Origin of the sequence: Mesorhizobium sp. B2-8-3 (genome assembly GCF_006440815.1) — a bacterium.
Classification (GTDB): Bacteria; Pseudomonadota; Alphaproteobacteria; order Rhizobiales; family Rhizobiaceae; genus Mesorhizobium.
In genome coordinates this window covers 37,772-54,435 of sequence record NZ_VFTW01000016.1, presented here as the reverse complement: position 1 = coordinate 54,435, position 16,664 = coordinate 37,772, and the positions used below count along the sequence as shown (strand labels likewise).

Below are 16,664 nucleotides of genomic sequence, written 5' to 3'. Positions count from 1 at the left end.
GTCGCGATCCTTCCCGGCCTGATCGCCTTCCAGAAGGCGGTCAGGCGACTTGACGCAATTCCGGGCGAACCGCCGCGCGGTTTCCTGGAATTGCTCTTGCAGGCTTGGGCCTTTGGACGAGATGCTGGAAGTTACAGGGTTCACCAAGAGATTCCGCGGCATCGCCGCGCTCGACAATGTCGACTTCTCCCTCAATGAGGGCGAGGTCCACGCGTTGCTTGGCGAAAACGGCGCCGGCAAGTCGACGCTCATCAATCTCATCGCCGGCACCTTCCCGTGGGCGGAAGGCGTCTACCGCATCAATGGCCGCACCATCACCAGCCTGACGCCGCAGGTGGCGCAGGAGATCGGCATCGCCGCCGTTTTCCAGGAATTCAGCCTGGTGCCCGACCTCACGGTGGTCGAGAACATCTTCCTCGGCCGCGAGCAGTCGTCCGGCCTGTTCCTCAAGCGCAAGCAGATGCGCCAGGCGGCAGCGGAGCTGCTGGACAGCCTCGGCTTCCATCTGCCGCTCGACGAGAAGGTCGCCTTCCTGTCGCGGGCGCAAAAACAGATGGTCGAGATCGCCAAGGCGTTGCGCCTGCGGCCGAAGGTGCTGATCCTCGACGAGCCCACGGCCTCGCTCACCGACGGCGAGGCGGAGAAACTGTTCAACGCTGTGGCACTGCTGAAAGCGCGCGGCGTCGGCATCATCTATGTCTCGCACCGCATGAGCGAGATCCGCAATCTCTCCGACCGCGTCACCGTGCTGCGCGGCGGCAAGAAGATCGGCACGGTTGTCACCGCCGCAATTTCGGACGAGGGCCTGATCGAGATGATGGTCGGCCGTCCGGTCGAGCAGCTGTTTCCGAGGATCGAGCACAAGCCCGGCCCGGTCAGGCTCGAGGTGCGCGATCTTACAACGGAGAAGCGCTCCGTCATCGGCGCTTCCTTCACGGCGCGGGCGGGCGAGGTGGTCGGCCTTGCCGGTCTCGTCGGCTGCGGGCGCAGCGAGCTCTGCCGCGCCGTCTTCGGCCTGGAGACCATCGAGGCCGGCGCGATCATGCTGGGCGACAAGGCGGTCGAGCGGCCGACGCCCACGTCGATGCTCGCCGCCAATGTCTGCTATTTCCCGGCCGACCGCGGCTCGGAGGGGTTGGCGCTGGCGCGCACGGCGCGCGAGAACGCAACCATGAGCTCGCTCGACCTGCCGGAACTGTCGTCCGGGCCGGTGCTGAAATTCTGGCGCGAGAACGAGACGATCAAGACGCCGCTCGCCAATCTTGCGCTCAGACCCATGGCGCCCGAGCGCAAGGCGTCGGCCTTCTCCGGCGGCAACCAGCAGAAGCTGATGCTGGCGCGCGGGCTGATGAAGCCGTTCGACGTCTACCTGTTCGACGAGCCGACCGTCGGCATCGACGTTGGGGCCAAGGCGGATGTCTACAACCTCATCAAATCGCTGGTCGAGGCCGGCGCCTCGGTCGTGGTCTCGACATCCGAATTGCCGGAGCTGATCAATCTCGCGTCGCGGGTCTATGTCATGCATGAAGGCATGGTGGTCGCCGAGCTTGCCCAGCACGAGCTCAGCGAAGCCCAGGTCCTGTCCCACTATTTCGGAGGGCGCGCATGAGCTCGGAAACGGCGACCATCACCGTTGCCAACGCGCCATCGCATCGCGCCAGCCGGCTCGACCGCTTCCTCATGCAGGGCGGCATCGTCATCACCTTCCTGGTCGTGGCGGTGGTCGCGACCGCGCTGATCGAGCCGCGCTTCCTCAACCGGCTCAACCTGCTCAACGTCATGCGCAATTTCGCGCTGCTGCTCATTCCGTCGCTGGCGCAGATGCTGGTGATGACGGCCGGCGGCTTCGACCTCTCCGTCGGCGCGGTGGTGGCGGCGACCTCGGTGGTGACGGCTGCCGTGATGCTCGTCGGCAGCGGCTATTTTCCGGGCATGGAGCTGGTCGTCATCCTTGCCTCGCTGGTCATCGCGCTCGGCGCCGGCGCGCTTGTCGGGCTGGTCAATGCCGGGCTTGTGGCGACCTTCTCGCTCTCGCCCTTCATGGTGACGCTGGCGATGATGTCGGTGCTGATGGGCATCGCGCTCTATTTCACCCAAGGCATCCCGATCTACGGCGTGGCCGACTCCTTCATCGCCAATGTCGGACGCGGCCAGTTCCTGGGCCTGCCGATCGTGCTCTGGGTCGGGTTGGCGGTGCTTGCCGCCTGCATCGTCATGCAGCGCTTCACCGCGCTCGGCCGCCATATCTATGCGGTGGGCAGCGACCAGCGCTCGGCGCGCTTGTCGGGTGTCGCCACCGGCCGCACGCTGATGGCGGCCTATATGCTTGCCGGCCTGCTCGCCGCGCTCACCGGCTTCCTGATGACGTCGCGGCTCGGCTCCGGCCAGTCGACGATCGGCGGAACCCTGGCGCTCGAAACCATTGCTGCCGCCGTCATCGGCGGCGTCTCGCTGCGCGGCGGCGTCGGCCGCGCAGAACTGGTGGCGCTCGCAGCGCTGTTCCTGTCGGTCATCGCCAACGCGATGAACCTGGTGCAGGTCGACAGCAAGTACCAGACGCTGGTGCTCGGCGCCGTCTTGATCATAGCCTTGGCCATCGAACGGCTTCTGCTGAGGAAGCGGCAGTCATGAGCATGGAGGCCAAGACACAACCGATGGCACAGAGCCCCGGCCTTTCGCTGAAAGAGATCTTGCGCGCGGCGCGCCTGCCGATCGCCATTGTCGTTGTCCTCATCCTGTTTGGCCTGGTCGAGCCGCGTGTTCTGTCCCTCGGCAATTTCCGCAACATCGCGCTGCAGGCGAGCTATCTTGCGATCTTCGCCATGGCGCAGACTATGGTGCTTCTGACGCGCGGCTTCGATCTTTCGCTCGGCTACACCGTCTCGCTGGTCAGCGTCGCCGCCTCGATGGCGATGGTGGCAATGGGCGGCGGCGATGTCTCGATCCTCTACGGCGTCGGCGCCGCGGTGCTGATCGCCGGTGCGATCGGCCTCGCCAACGGCGTGCTGATAGCCGGCATCGGCATCAACCCGCTGGTGACGACGCTCGGCATGGCCAACATGGTGCTGGCCTTCGCCTCGACGATCAGCGGCGGCTTCCCCGTTACCGGCCTGCCGAAGAGCCTCACCGCCGAATTCGCGCAGGGATCGCCGCTCTCGATTCCGATGCCGATCTGGATTGCCGCCCTGGTGTTCGTGCTCTTGTTCCTCGTGCTCAAGGCGACGCGCTTCGGCCGCAGCCTCTACATCATCGGCGCCAATCCAAGGGCGGCGGTCGCGGCGGGCATTCGCACCGTGCCGGTGCTGGTGCTGGCCTACACGCTATGCGCGCTGCTTGCCGCGCTCGGCGCGCTTCTGCTCACCGCGCGCACCGGCTCGGGTGAGCCCAATCTCGGCGGCAATCTCACATTGGAGGCGATCGCGGCCGCCGTGGTCGGCGGCGTGCGCCTCTCCGGCGGGGAGGGTGGCGTGGGCGCGGCCGTGCTCGGCGCGCTGTTCGTCACCGTGCTCTCCAACGGTATGAACCTCGTCCAGATCGACGGCTATCTGCAACAGATCTGCCTGGGCGTCATCATCATCGTCAGCCTGATCGTCAATCGCGACGAAGCCAGGCGCTGATACTCCAACCTCTTCGGGAAGCTCGTATGGCCTATCAAGTTTGCATCGATATCGGCGGCACCTTCACCGACTGCCTTGTCTCGAACAGCAAGGGCGAGATCGCCATCTTCAAGTCGCCGACGACGCCAGGCGAATTCGAAAAAGGCTTCATCAACGTGCTGCATGTCGCGGCTGAGGGCTATGGCCTGAGCGGCGCCGACTTCATGAAGCAGATCGACCTCGTCGTGCACGGCTCGACCGTGTCGACCAACGCGCTGGTCGAGCGCAAGACGGTCAAGGTCGGCCTCATCCTGACCGCCGGTCACCAGGACATACTGGTGTTGCGCGAAGGTCCGCGCAAAGGCGCTTTCCAGTGGCGGCTGAACTATCCCGATCCCTATGTGCCGCGCCATCTCACCAAGACCGTCGCCGGCCGTATCGATGCCCGCGGTCGCGAGCTCGCGCCGCTTTCGCTGGATGACGTCCGCAAGGCCGCCACCGAGTTTCGCGGTCTCGGCGTCGAGGCGATCGCCGTCGGCCTGCTGTGGTCGGTGGTCAATCCGGCGCATGAGCTCGCCGTGCGCGAGATCCTGAACCAGGAGTTGCCTGGCATCCCGGTGACGCTCAGCCATGAGATCAACCCGATGCCGCGCGAGTACAAGCGCATCATCGCGGCCGCGATCGATGCTTCCATCAACCCGATCGTGCGCACCTATATCGAGAAGCTGAAGACGGCGCTCGACGAGGAAGGTTTCGAGGGCGAATTGCTGCTTGCCAACTGCGTCGGCGGCATGATGCCTTTGGCCGACATGATCCGGAAGCCGATCTACAGCGTCATGTCCGGTCCGACGCTGGCGCCGATGGCGGCGCTGGCATTGTCCGACGAGCCCGACATCATCGTCGGCGACATGGGCGGCACCACCTTCGACGTCTCGGCGCTGCGCGACCACCAGATCATCGTCACGCCGGACAGCATGATCCATGACGATTCGCTCGGCATTCCCAAGGTCGATGTGCGCTCGGTCGGCGCTGGCGGAGGCTCGATCGCCTTCGTCGACGAAGGCGGCCTGCTGCAGGTCGGTCCGCGCAGCGCAGGTGCCCGGCCGGGTCCTGCCTGTTACGGCCAGGGCGGCACCGAGCCGACAGTGACCGACGCCAATGTCGTGCTCGGCATCGTCGATCCGGACTATTTCCTCGGCGGCAAGATGCAGCTGAAGCGGGAGCTGGCGGAGGCGGCGGTCGACAAGATCGGGATGCGGCTCGGCGTGTCGCGGCAGGAGGCGGCCTACGCGATCTACACCACCAGCAATCACAACATGGTGGCGGCGATCGAAGAGATCACGGTGCGCGAGGGCATCAATCCGCGCGACTCCTTCTTCGTTTGCGGCGGCGGCGCCACCGCCATCCACATCGCCGAGATGGCCGACATCCTCGGCTTGAAGCGCTACATGGTGCCGCGCTTCATGGCCGGCCTCAGCGCTTTCGGCGGCCTGATCTCCGACATCCGCTCCGAAGAGAGCGCGGTGCTGCTCACCTCCGATGCCGACTTCAACGTCGCCGGCGTCAACGATGCGCTGAAGCGGCTGAAGCAGGCTGGCAACTACTTCCTCGCCGAAGCCGGCGTCGCGGTGGAGAATCGTCAGTTCGAGTTCTCCTTCCTCGGCCGTTACGAATACCAGTCCTTCGAGATCGAGGTCCCGTTCGAGGCAAAGGACGGCATGGTGTCCGAGGGCGATCTCCCGGGTCTGGTCGAAGCCTTCCACAAGATGCATGAGCGCATCTATTCGATCCGCGCCGACAATGACGTCGTCGAGTTCACGGCCTGGAAGCTGCGCGCCATCGGCAAGCGCTCCGGCCAGGACATCTGGCAGAAGAACACGCTGCCCGACCAGGTCGGCGCCATCGACCTGAAAGCCAAGCGCGGGATCTACCAGCAGGAGAGCGGGCGTGTCGAAACGGTGCCGGTCTACGAACTTGCGCAGTTGCGCGCGGGTGCGCAGGTTGCCGGCCCCTGCCTGGTCGAGGCCGAGACCTTCACCGCCTATCTCAAGGACCAGCACCAAGGACAGATCGACCGTTACGGCAATCTCGTCGTGAACATCGCCTAGTCAAATCTACACAAGGGAACGATCCTATGGACTCCATCAACAGGCTCGAACTCGACGTCGCGGAACGGCGGGTCGACCCCTTTCTGATGTCGGTGCTGAAAAGCCGCTTCGAGGCGATCGTGCGCGAGATGACGCTGGTCGTCATGCGCGCCAGCCGCTCGGCCGTGATCAAGAACGCGCGCGATTTCTCCTGCGCCATCCTGACCTATGATCATCGGCTGGTCTCGGTCGAGGACGCGCTGCCGATCCATGTCATGTCGATGGACATGGCGACGCGGCCGCTGACGGACCTGTTCGACGACATCACGCAGGGCGACATCTTCCTCAACAACTGCCCCTACACCGGCGGCACCCATCACGCCGACCTGATCATGGCGATGCCGGTGTTCTTCGACGGCGAGCCGCTGTTCTGGGTCGTGGCGCTGTCGCACCACGCCGATACCGGCGCGCCGGTGCCGTCGACCTATCTCCCTTTCGCCAAGAACATCTTCGAGGAGGGGATGCATTTCCCTTGCGTGCGCGTCGCGCAGAATTACGAGGAGAAGAAGGACATCCTGCGCATCGGCACGATGCGCAACCGCGTGCCAGACATGTGGCTGGGCGACGTGCGCGCGCAGATCGGCGCCTGCCGCACCGGCGAGCGCCGCATCGGCGAATTGTTTGCCCGCTACGGCCGCGACACCATCCTCGGTTTCGTCGAAGACTGGTTCGACTACGGTGCGCGCTGCGCCAAGGCGGCGATCGCCAAGCTGCCGGCCGGCAGCTACAGCTACGAGACGCGCCATGACCCGGTGCCCGGCGTCGCCGACGAAGGCATACCGGTCAGGGTGACGATCAATGTCGATCCGGAAAAGGGCGAGATCGTCGTCGACGTGCGCGACAACATCGACAATGTGCCGGGCGGCCTTAACCTGTCGGAGAATACGGCAACAGGCTCCTGCCGGATCGGCGTCTTCAACAATCTCGACGAAAGCATTCCCCACAATGAGGGCGCGAAGTCGCAGATCAAGGTGCTGCTGCGCGAGGGAAGCGTCGTCGGCAAGCCGAAATATCCGGTCGGCACTTCGGTCGCCACCACCAACGTCAACGACCGCCTGATGATTGCCGGCAACTGCGTCTTTTCGCGCATGGGCGCGCCTTACGGCCAGGCCGAGAGCGGCTCGCACCTGCCGGCCGGCGTCGGCGTCATCTCCGGCGAGGATCCGTTCAAGCACGGCAAGTCCTATGTCAACCAAGTCTTCGTCGGCTATGCCGGCGGCGGCGCCCGCCATGGCTTCGATGGCTGGCTGACCTATTGCGGCCCGGCCAATGCCGGCCTCATTCAGCTCGACTCGGTCGAGGTCGACGAATCGATGTATCCGATCGTCATCGAGCGCCGTGGCGTGCTGCCTGGATCGCAGGGTTTCGGCGAGTTCGAGGGCGCGCCGGCGACCGGCGGCGTCTTTTATCCGCTCGACCACGACATGACGATCGTCTACGCCGCCGACGGCACCAGCTTCCCGCCGCGCGGCGTGCTGGGGGGCGGCGACGGCAAGGAGAGCGAGACGATCAAGGTCCGGGCCGACGAGAAGATCGTGTTGCCGGCCTTCAGCGAAGAGACGATCGAGAATGGCGCCCGTATCGAGTTCACCGCTTGCGGCGGCGGCGGTTACGGCGACCCGCTGAAGCGCGATCCGAAGCGTGTCGCGGCAACCGTCAATCGCGGCTGGCTGAGCCGCGAGGATGCCGAGACGGTCTACAAGGTGGTTCTGGTCGATGCCGACGAGCCTGGCCTGCTCAAGGTCGACGAAGCCCGTACAGCCGCCCTCAGAACGGTTTGACTCCGATAGAGCGTTTCACCGTTTCACGGAAACGGCGAACCGCTCTATCCCTTTGTTTTTACGCAATTCCGGACGGAAAACCGCTCACACTTTTCCTGGAATTGCTTAGGCGCGGAACAGGTCCGCAAGAGACCTCGAATTCGGGGCCGGTGGTTGGAGAGGGAGCGCCTGCCCGGCGGTGTGCGATGCATGACGACCGACCCGTGCCGAGCCGCGGCCTGCCACCGATAGACGCTGCTCTTCTGCTCCTGGCAGCAGCGATCTATGGCGGCATCTTTCCGATCAACCGGCTGGCCGCCGAGATGCAATGGCCGCCTGTGGGTTTCGCCTTTGCCCAATCGCTTGCGGCGGGCGTGATCCTGGCTCTGGCGGCGGTAGCCGCCGGCGGTCGGTTCGCCGTCACCATCGGGCAAATGCGCACGTACCTGATCATGGGCGGCCTGGTGGTTGGCCTGCCGATCGGCATACTGGTGTCGGCCGCTCCGCATGTCGACGCCTCGGTGCTCACTCTGGTGCTTTGCCTATCTCCCATATTACCCTCGCCATCGGCGCGCTGGCGGGCCTTGATCGCTTCGATTGGCGCACTTTCGCCGGCATGATGCTCGGAGTGGCCGGCGTGGCTGTCCTCGCGCTGCCTGATGTAGGCGTTGTCGGCTCGGACGGCATCGTTTGGTTTCTGGTGGCCCTCATTGCCCCGGTCATGTTCGCTGCCGCCAACAACTGCGCCAAATGGCTGCGCCCCGAAGGTTCGTCCTCCGTAATGATGGCGGCCGGAACGTTGCTGGGAGGGGCCGTCGTTGCCGGCGTTGTCATGCTTGCGCTCGGCGGTGCGGCGCTGCCGTCCGAGTGGACGGGCAGGACCGCGATGCCGCTCGTCTTGGCGACGGCGATCAATGCCGTCTTCTTCGTCCTGTTCTTCGTATTGGTCGCTCGTATCGGGCCGACGCGCTTTTCGGTCTTCAACTATCTGGCCGTGGCCGCCGGCATCCTCTGGAGTCTGGCCGTCTTCGACGAACGACCGGCCGCCTCGTTCTGGGTGGCCCTGTTCCTGATGCTTGCAGCCATGTACCTGGTGCTGTCGCGCAAGCTCGACTGACCATCTGGTTACCGCTGGTCGGCCACGGCCTTTCACATGATGCCGAAGGTCTTGTAAGCATCCACCGCGCTCATTCCCTCGCGGATCGCCTTGGCCACGCGTTTTTCTCCGCGGACTTTTTCGAGGGCCAGGCGCACCACCTCTTCCTCGGCTTCAGCGGGGACAACGAGGACACCTTCCTTGTCGCCGAACAGCAGTGTTCCCGGCTCTATGCGCACGCCGCCGATTTCGAGCGCGCTGCGATAGTCGACGACCTTGCCGCGCACGCCCTGGTCCTGCGCGTAATAACCGGTGCAGAAGCAGGGAAATCCCAGCGCCCTGATGCCATCCGTGTCGCGGGCGAAACCGTCGACCAGCGCGCCGCGCGCGCCAAGGATCTTCGCACGCGTCGACATCAACTCGCCCCACAGCGCGTAGCGGGGCGAGGCGCCGCTGGCGACGTAGATCTCGCCGGGCTTCAAATCGTCGAGCGCTTCGAACATCAGCCCGAACGGCTTGCTCATCAGTGGGTTGTGCGTCGGTCCGTTGGACGGGAAGATATCGGTCTCGAGCACGGGCATGGCACGGCCAAGCAATCGCGTGCTTTCGTCAACTGGCTTGAACACCGGCGGCAGGAACTGATGCTGCAGCCCCAGCGTGTCCATTACGTCGCCGACCACCGCAACGAAGAGCTCCTTCTCGAACAGGCGATACATTTCGCCGTCGTCGACATAGAGGCGCGTCGATCTGGTCATCAGGCTTGCATCCGGATGTTGGTGGATTGAATGGTCCGCGAAGGTCCCAGCGCTGCGGCATTCTGCACCAGCGCGCGCATATAGCCGAGCGCAAAGGCCTTCCCCGCGTGCCAGGGCGCGTCGCAGGACATTTCCGGCGTGTGGTCGGGGATGATGACGCCCTCATAGTTTTCGTCGCGCAGGATGCGGACGATCTCGGCCATGTCGATGTCGCCGTCGTCGACGAAGGTCTCGTGATAGTTCGGCACCTTGCCGCGCACGTTGCGGAAATGAATGTAGCCGATGCGCTTGCGTCGGGCGAAGCGCCGGACATGCCCGTAAATCTCGTCGGCGCCCGGCATTTCCTGCAGCGAGCCGAGACAGAGCTCCAGCCCGTTGGATGGTGAGTCGACGATGTCCATCAGCCGGTCGTATTTCTCCGGCCGGTTGACGAGCCGCGCCGCGCCCCGCAGCGCTTCGGCCGGCGGATCGTCCGGATGCGCGGCGAGCACCACGCCGGCTTCCTCGGCTACCGGAACGACTTCCCGCAGGAAGGCGCCGAGCCGCTGCCAGAGCTCATCGCTGCTCACCGTCACCGGCGCGGCGGCCGGCCGGCCGGCGCGGTAGCGCATGTTCCAGACCACGCCGTCGGGGAGGGGCAAATCGGGGTCGATGGCCGCAAGGTCGAGCCCGACCGACATAGCCTCGCCGCGCGCGAAGGGCCCGCGCGACCAGCCCCAGACACCGGCGATGGAGAAGTTGTAGCCGATGCACGGGATGCCGGCGCGGCCGGCATCGCGAATAAGCCGCTTCAGCCCTTCGATCTGCTTCGCCCTGTCGGGACCATCGAGCAAAATGTCGGACCAGAAGCGCGGCGAGAAATTCTCGATCGCGGCGATTTCCAGCCCGTTGTCGCGCACGGTCCTGACCAGGCCGGCGAAGTCCTCGTAGTTCCACAGCGCATCGGCGGAGCAATCGCCCCAGCCTTCCGTCTCGCTGCCGGCCGACAGCGAAGGATCGCGGCCGCGAAAATAATTGGTGAGGTGGGCAACGATGTGGGTGGCGCCCGCCTGGCGGGCGAAGCGGAAATTGTCTGGAGTCAGCGACTCCCGGTAAAGGCCAAGTCCGATCTTCATGGTCATTTCACGCCAATGCCAGCGGTCAGGCCGCCATCTATCTTGTAGTCCGCGCCGGTGCAGAAGCCGGCCTTGGAAGAGCACAGAAAGGCGATGAGCTCCGCCACTTCCTCGGGTTCGCCGATGCGGCCGAGCGGATGGGCCGCGCCGAAGCGCCTGTAGGCTTCCTCGACGTCGGCATCGCTGTCGTTTTCGCCACGCGCGGCCTTCTCGAGGATCGGTGTGCGGATCGAGCCGGGGCTGACCGAATTGACCCGGATGCCGGCGGCCGCATAGTCGAGCGCCAGCGAACGCGTCAGCGTGTGGATGGCGCCCTTGGTGGTGGCATAGGCGGCGACGTTCTGCTGGCAGGCGAAACCCTGCACCGAGGCGACGTTGACGATGGCGCCGCCACCGCGCTTGATCATTTCCGGGATGCCGAAATGGGCGGTCAGATAGATCGAGCCGACATTGACCGTCATTGCCTTGTTCCAGGTTTCCCAGTCGGTCGTCGTCGCGGTTCCATAGGGATGGACCGCCGCCGAATTGACGATCACGTCGAGGCCGCCGAAGCGCTCGACGCCGGCAGCGATGGCGTCGCGGACCTGGTCTTGCACGGAGACGTCGGTGTCCACGACCAGCGTGCCGGCCCCTGAACTTCCCAGCTCCGCTCGCATCGCGGCATTGGCCAAGCGGTCGATGCCGCAGGCGACGATCGCTGCGCCGCCGGCGGCAAGGCGCCTGGCGGTCGCGAGACCGATCCCGGTGGTCCCGGTCACCAGCGCGACCTTGCCTTCAAAATCCTTCATTGCGGGAACTCCTTCATTCACGTGTCGGAAGCCGGCTCTTCCGGCAGGAATCGCAGGGCGAAATCGAGATGGCGGCTCACCAGGTAGGCGTAAGCCAGCCTGTCGCGTGCGCGGAGCGCGGCGATGATCTCGCCGTGCGCGGCGCGGGTGTCGGCCAGCACCGGGCGCATTTCCTTGCCGATGGTCATGATCCGCAGGATCACGGGCGACAGGAAGGAATACATGTCGGTGAGCATGCGGTTGTCCGCCAGTCCGATCAGCGCCCTGTGGAAATTGAAATCGTTCTCGGCGGCTTCCTCGATCGAGCGGCTGTCGACGATCCGGGCATTGATCTCATCGAGCGCCTCGATCTGCTCGCTCGTGGCATTGAGCACGATGTGGTCGCCGATGCCGACCTCGATGATGCGCCTGAAACCCTGGATGTCGGCAAAGGACGAGCGCGAAACATCCATGTGGGCGGCGAAGAAATTCTGGATGGCGATGCTCTGCCCGTCGGCGAGCACCGCGCCGACGCGCGGTTTGGGCTCGATCAGTCCATAGGTGCGGATGGTGCGCAACGCCTCGCGCACCGTGTTGCGGCTGGCGCCGGTGATCTCGCTGAGCTCGCGTTCCGTCGGCAGCACGTCGCCGACATTGAGCTGTCGCGCGCGAATAAGGTCGAGGATCCGTCCTGCCGCGGTGTCGACCGCGGAGCTGCCGCCAGCGCGGCGGGCGCCGGCATTGTCGCGTCCCTGAGGGTTTTCCGACATCGATCCTCCTAATTGTTGGACCAACATATCGTATGATTTGTCGAAAACAACCGGTTTTGGCTTGATTCCCTAGTGAATTTTCTGGATCTGATCCAAGGAAGTAGCCGCTCACGAGCGCCAAATTTTAATTTGACTCCCATTGTGGTCCAACAATAAGTTGCCGACTTCTCACGGAGAAAGCGGCAAATGGAACAGACCTGGCGCTGGTACGGTCCGGATGATCCGGTGACCCTCGATCACGTCAAACAGGCGGGGGCGACGGGCGTGGTCTCGGCCCTGCACGGCATCTATGACGGGCGCGTCTGGCCGCTGGAAAATATCCTCGAGCGCAAGCGGATCATCGAGGCGGCAGGACTGACCTGGTCGGTGGTCGAGAGCATTCCCGTCCACAACTCGATCAAGATCGGTTCGCCGGAGCGGCTCCACTATGTCGGCTTCTACAAGGATACGATCCGTGCCCTAGCCAAGGCCGGCATCGCGACGATCTGCTACAACTTCATGCCTGTGGTCGATTGGACCCGCACGGATCTGGCGTACCGCCTGCCGACGACAGGTTATGCGCTACGTTTCGATGCGATCGATTTCGCCGCCTACGACCTCTTCGTGCTGAAGCGCCGGAATGCCGAGGCCAGCTATACGCCTGCCCGCATCGCCGAGGCGGAAGCGCGGCTGAAGGAGCTTAGCGACGAGAAGATCGACGGGATCGAGCGCAATCTCATCGCCGGCCTGCCCGCCACCGAGCGCGCCTACAACCGCGACAGCTTTCGCGAGGCCTTGGCCGACTACGATGCGATCGGGCCGAAGGAATTGCGCGAGAACCTGGCCTGGTTCCTGCGCGAGATCATTCCGGTGGCCGAGGAGGAAGGGGTGCGCATGTGCATCCATCCCGACGATCCGCCGTTCTCGCTCTACGGCCTGCCACGCATCGTCTCGACCGCCGAGGATGCGCGCTTCATCCTCAATGTCGTCGATAGCCTGGCCAATGGCCTGACCTTCTGCACCGGCTCCTACGGCACGCGCGCCGACAACGACATCGTCGCCATGATCAAGGAGTTCGCCGAGCGCATCCATTTCGTCCATCTGCGCAACGTCACCATCGAGGATGACGGCTCTTTCCACGAGGCCGAGCACCTCGAGGGCGGCACCGACATGGCGCATGTCATCCTCGCGCTGATGCAGGAGGAGGCGCGCCGTCGCAAGGAAGGCCGCGCCGACTGGCGCATCCCGATGCGTCCGGACCACGGGCACCTCCTCGCCGACGACATCGGCAAGGCCAGGATCAATCCCGGCTACTCGCTGATCGGCCGGCTGAAGGGCCTCGCCGAGTTGCGCGGCATCATGCGGGCCGTCGAGCGGTTCGGGCTGGCTTGAGACGGTTTGCGTATGTAAAAACTATTTGCTCAGGTAAAAATACCTGCTAGTGGTTTGCGGACCGGGCACATGCCCGGTTGCAGGGAGGAATTGCGGGATATGACAAGACTGCGCGGTCTTGCGTGGGATCATCGACGTTGCTGGGGTCCGCTGGATGCCAGTGTCGGGCCGTATCGCGCCGCCAATCCCGGCCTGGAGATCGAATGGGACCGGCGCAGCCTCTATGAATTCGGCGAGGGCGCGCTCGGCCCTGTGCTCTCGGCCTACGATCTGGTGGTGTTCGACCATCCCTTCATCGGCGACATCGCGCAGGACGAGCTGATGGTGCCGTTCGACGCTTATCTGTCGGCGGAGCAGGTCCGCTTCTTCGAGCAGGATTCCGTCGGTCCGTCCTGGCGGTCCTACGAGAAGAGCGGGCGCCAATGGGCATTGCCGATCGATGCCGCCTGCCACGTCGCCTCGTATCGCCCGGACCTGCTGGAACGCTACGCACCGGTGCCCCGCACGCATGAAGAGGTGGTCGCGCTCGGCCGGCTGGCGCGCAAGGAAGGGAAATGGCTCGGCCTGCCTTTCGTGCCGACGGACGCCATGTGCCTGCTGTTGACGCTTGGCGACCCACAGGAGGACGGCGAGCGATTCATCGCGACGGACATGGTCGAGCAGGTCGTCGGGCAATTGCGCGAGCTTGCGGCGCTGTCGCATCCGAACTCGTCCGGTTGGAATCCGATCCGCTGCTACGACCACATGGTCGCGCATGACGACGTTGTCTATGTGCCGTTCGCCTTCGGCTACGTGAACTATGCCGCGAAGACCGACAGGCCGTATCTGCGCTTTGCCGACGTGCCGACCCCGCGATCGGCCGGCGCCCTGCTCGGCGGCGCCGGCATCGGCGTCAGCGCCCAGTCGAAGCACAAGCAGCAGGCGATCGACTACGCGCTGTTCCTGTGCTCGCCCGACTATCAGCGCGGCGACTATGTGAAGTCGGGGGGACAGCCGGGATCGCTGGCAGCCTGGAAGGACGCCGAAGTCAATCGTCTCTCCGCCGATTTCTTCTCCTCGACGCTGCGCACGATCAGCTCGTCCTATCTGCGTCCGACACATCCAGGCTTCATCGCCTTCTTCCGCGAATGCGCGCCGCGCGCGGCCGCGGCCATAGCCGGCGACATCGGCGCTGCGGAGCTCGCCAACCATGTGAACCGCCTCTATCGCGAAACCAGGCAGCCGGAACGGAGCGTTGCGTGATGGCTGCCGGTATTGCCGAAACGCTCGAGGAAAGCGAAAGCGGCCGCAACGGATATCGCGTGCCGGCGGTGGAGAAGGCGCTCGACGTGCTGGAGTTCATGGCCTCCAGCGCCGATGCGATGACCCAGACCGAGATCGCGACCGGCCTTGGCAGGTCCATCCACGAAATTTACCGCATCCTGCTTTTGCTGGAGAAGCGCGGCTACATCTTCCGCACGCAATCGGACCGCTTCCGGCTGTCGCTGAAACTGTTCGAGCTGGCGCATATGCATCCGCCGGTGAACAGGCTCGTCGAATCCGCGCTGCCGGCGATGCGCGAATTGACCGCCAATGCCGACCAGAGCTGCCACCTTGTGGTGCGTGAAGGGCAGAACGCGCTGGTGGTGCTGCAGATCGATTCACCGCTGCCGATGCGCTATTCGGTTGCGCTCGGATCGCATTTCCCGATCCTGGAAACCAGTTCCGGCGCGGTGCTGCTCGCCCACTCGAACCGGGCCGAGCGCGACCGCATCGTCGAGCGCATCGTCGCCGCCGGCGAAGGCCAGGGAACGCGCGGGGAAATCGAGGCACGGCTGAACGAGGTGGCCAGGCTCGGCTATGAGATGCGCGCGTCGCTGGCCGTCGAGGGCTGCACCAACATCTCCATGCCCGTGCGCGACCATGTCGGCGCTGTCATCGCCGCGCTTACGGTCCCGCTGCTGCCGCAGAAGGCGGCGCGCTTCGACCGTCAGACCGTTTTCGAACGAACCCGGACAGCCGCCGAGAAGATATCGGCCGCGCTCGGCTGGGGCGAAGCCAACAGCTCTTCACGTGCCGACCCGGAACGGCGGGATTACCCGTTCAGCGACTGAGACAAACGAAAACCTGGGAGAGAAAAATGCACTGGTCCAAATCAATCCTGCTCGCATCCGCGGCCATGCTGGCCATTGGCGCGGCGGCGGCGCATGCCGAGAACATGCCCAAGCACATCGGCTACGTCACCAACTACGCCACGCATGAGTGGTACCAGAACGTCATCAAGGGCATGAAGGCGCATGGCAAGGAACTGGGAATCGAGGTCGAGGTGCAGGACGCCAATCTCGACATAGCCAAGCAGGTCGCCGCGGCCGAGGACTTCATCGCCAAGGGCGTCGACGTGCTGATCATCACCCCGGTGAATGAGGAAGGCGTGGTGCCGCTGCTGCGTCAGGCCAAGGCCGCCAATATCCCGGTGGTGCTCGAGGGCAACCCGGTCAAGGGCATGACCACGATGGTCGCCATCTGCGACTACGACACCGGCTATTTCTCGGGCGTCGAGGCTGGCAAATATGCCAAGGAAAAGCTCGGCGGCGTCGTCAAGGTGATGAATGTCGGCCTGCCGTTGCTGTCGGCGACGGTGCTGCGTTCGCAAGGCTTCATGGACGGGCTGAAGACCATCGTCCCCGACGCGGTCATGGTCCACGACCTTGACGGCGGCGGCAATCCGGACCGCGCGCTGGAAGTGTCTTCGGCCGCACTCGCCAAGAATTCCGACGTCAACATCATCTACGGCATCAACGATTCGTCCTCGCTGGGCGGCCTGCAGGCCTGGAAGGCTGCCGGCAAGTCGCAGGACGGCCTGCTGACGGTCGGCACCGGTGGCGAAGGACTTGCCTTCATCAACGCCATGCAGAACGAGCCGTCCTACCGCATCGAGGCCGCCATGTTCCCGGAAAAGGAAGGCTTCACGACCATCGACGCGGCGGTCAAGCTGTTCAACAACGAGCAGGTGCCGGAGCACATCGTCAGCCCGACCGCGCCGATGACTGGCGACGAGTGGAAGAAATACTATGATTATGACGGCACGACCCGCACCATCAAATGGGATGCCGTCAATGCGCTCCAGCCGCCGGCAAAGTGCATGAAGACCTCGGCCGACCTGAAGAAATAGGTCGATCGACACGGTCCTTCCCGCGTCGCGGGAAGGACCACCAGCTAGGCGCCGACGGCCAGCGAAAACACGGCGCCGGCGCCTGACCTTAGAGCCGGATGATTTCAGGTCTGTTCGACCTGAAATCTGAATCCGT

The 16,664-nt window shown here is 64.6% G+C and carries 15 protein-coding genes; 11 read left to right on the top strand and 4 right to left on the bottom strand.

From position 1 onward, the window contains the following. Window positions 1–121 precede the first annotated feature (121 nt). The 7 genes from FJ418_RS21575 to FJ418_RS32035 all read left to right on the top strand — a co-directional run bounded on the left by FJ418_RS21575 (window position 122) and on the right by FJ418_RS32035 (window position 8,620). Window positions 122–1,609 carry a sugar ABC transporter ATP-binding protein gene (locus tag FJ418_RS21575; protein ID WP_140869034.1) on the top strand — a complete coding sequence of 496 codons (1,488 nt, stop codon included), beginning with the start codon at window positions 122–124 and terminating at the stop codon, window positions 1,607–1,609. Then, window positions 1,606–2,631, top strand: coding sequence for an ABC transporter permease (locus tag FJ418_RS21570; protein ID WP_140857569.1), 1,026 nt, complete (start codon window positions 1,606–1,608; stop codon window positions 2,629–2,631). Before FJ418_RS21575 ends, FJ418_RS21570 begins: the two co-directional genes overlap by 4 nt. Beyond that, a complete protein-coding gene (locus tag FJ418_RS21565; RefSeq protein WP_246683161.1) occupies window positions 2,628–3,617 on the top strand; it encodes an ABC transporter permease in 990 nt (329 codons plus the stop codon). Before FJ418_RS21570 ends, FJ418_RS21565 begins: the two co-directional genes overlap by 4 nt. 26 nt (window positions 3,618–3,643) lie before the next feature. Then, window positions 3,644–5,704 carry a hydantoinase/oxoprolinase family protein gene (locus FJ418_RS21560; RefSeq protein ID WP_140869031.1) on the top strand — a complete coding sequence of 687 codons (2,061 nt, stop codon included), beginning with the start codon at window positions 3,644–3,646 and terminating at the stop codon, window positions 5,702–5,704. A 26-nt stretch (window positions 5,705–5,730) separates the two neighbouring features. Continuing rightward, window positions 5,731–7,524: a hydantoinase B/oxoprolinase family protein gene (locus FJ418_RS21555; RefSeq protein ID WP_140869028.1), complete on the top strand. Its 1,794-nt coding sequence runs from the start codon at window positions 5,731–5,733 to the stop codon at window positions 7,522–7,524. A 185-nt stretch (window positions 7,525–7,709) separates the two neighbouring features. Next, complete coding sequence (locus tag FJ418_RS32040; RefSeq protein ID WP_181167034.1) at window positions 7,710–8,123, top strand: EamA family transporter; 414 nt, start codon at window positions 7,710–7,712, stop codon at window positions 8,121–8,123. Window positions 8,124–8,140: 17 nt separating this feature from the next. After that, on the top strand, window positions 8,141–8,620 hold the full coding sequence (locus FJ418_RS32035; RefSeq protein ID WP_181167033.1) for an EamA family transporter: 480 nt from the start codon (window positions 8,141–8,143) through the stop codon (window positions 8,618–8,620). Window positions 8,621–8,652: 32 nt separating this feature from the next. Here the strand turns inward: FJ418_RS32035 and FJ418_RS21545 are convergent, their stop codons facing one another. From FJ418_RS21545 to FJ418_RS21530, 4 genes are read right to left on the bottom strand one after another with little or no spacing between them, the layout of a single operon-like run. Next, window positions 8,653–9,354, bottom strand: a complete 702-nt coding sequence (locus FJ418_RS21545; RefSeq protein WP_140869022.1) for an RraA family protein — start codon at window positions 9,352–9,354, stop codon at window positions 8,653–8,655. Continuing rightward, window positions 9,354–10,469 (bottom strand): mannonate dehydratase, encoded by a 1,116-nt coding sequence (locus FJ418_RS21540; RefSeq protein WP_140869019.1) that lies wholly within the window; start codon window positions 10,467–10,469, stop codon window positions 9,354–9,356. The genes FJ418_RS21545 and FJ418_RS21540 overlap by 1 nt, the downstream gene beginning before the upstream one ends. A 2-nt stretch (window positions 10,470–10,471) precedes the next feature. Beyond that, entirely contained in the window at window positions 10,472–11,257 is a 786-nt protein-coding gene (locus tag FJ418_RS21535; protein ID WP_140869017.1) for an SDR family oxidoreductase, read from the bottom strand. Between the two features lie 17 nt (window positions 11,258–11,274). Next, window positions 11,275–12,006 carry an FCD domain-containing protein gene (locus tag FJ418_RS21530; RefSeq protein ID WP_140869014.1) on the bottom strand — a complete coding sequence of 244 codons (732 nt, stop codon included), beginning with the start codon at window positions 12,004–12,006 and terminating at the stop codon, window positions 11,275–11,277. 186 nt (window positions 12,007–12,192) lie between these two features. Here FJ418_RS21530 and uxuA point away from each other — a divergent pair, with 186 nt between their 5' ends. The 4 genes from uxuA to FJ418_RS21510 all read left to right on the top strand — a co-directional run bounded on the left by uxuA (window position 12,193) and on the right by FJ418_RS21510 (window position 16,528). Beyond that, on the top strand, window positions 12,193–13,377 hold the full coding sequence (gene uxuA / locus FJ418_RS21525) for a mannonate dehydratase (protein ID WP_140869011.1): 1,185 nt from the start codon (window positions 12,193–12,195) through the stop codon (window positions 13,375–13,377). Window positions 13,378–13,476: 99 nt separating this feature from the next. Continuing rightward, window positions 13,477–14,619 (top strand): extracellular solute-binding protein, encoded by a 1,143-nt coding sequence (locus FJ418_RS21520; RefSeq protein ID WP_140869008.1) that lies wholly within the window; start codon window positions 13,477–13,479, stop codon window positions 14,617–14,619. After that, the gene (locus FJ418_RS21515) at window positions 14,619–15,470 is read left to right on the top strand and encodes an IclR family transcriptional regulator (protein WP_140652839.1); all 852 of its coding nucleotides are present in this window, start codon (window positions 14,619–14,621) and stop codon (window positions 15,468–15,470) included. The genes FJ418_RS21520 and FJ418_RS21515 overlap by 1 nt, the downstream gene beginning before the upstream one ends. A gap of 26 nt (window positions 15,471–15,496) precedes the next feature. Next, window positions 15,497–16,528 (top strand): sugar ABC transporter substrate-binding protein, encoded by a 1,032-nt coding sequence (locus FJ418_RS21510; RefSeq protein WP_140869005.1) that lies wholly within the window; start codon window positions 15,497–15,499, stop codon window positions 16,526–16,528. Window positions 16,529–16,664 lie beyond the last annotated feature (136 nt).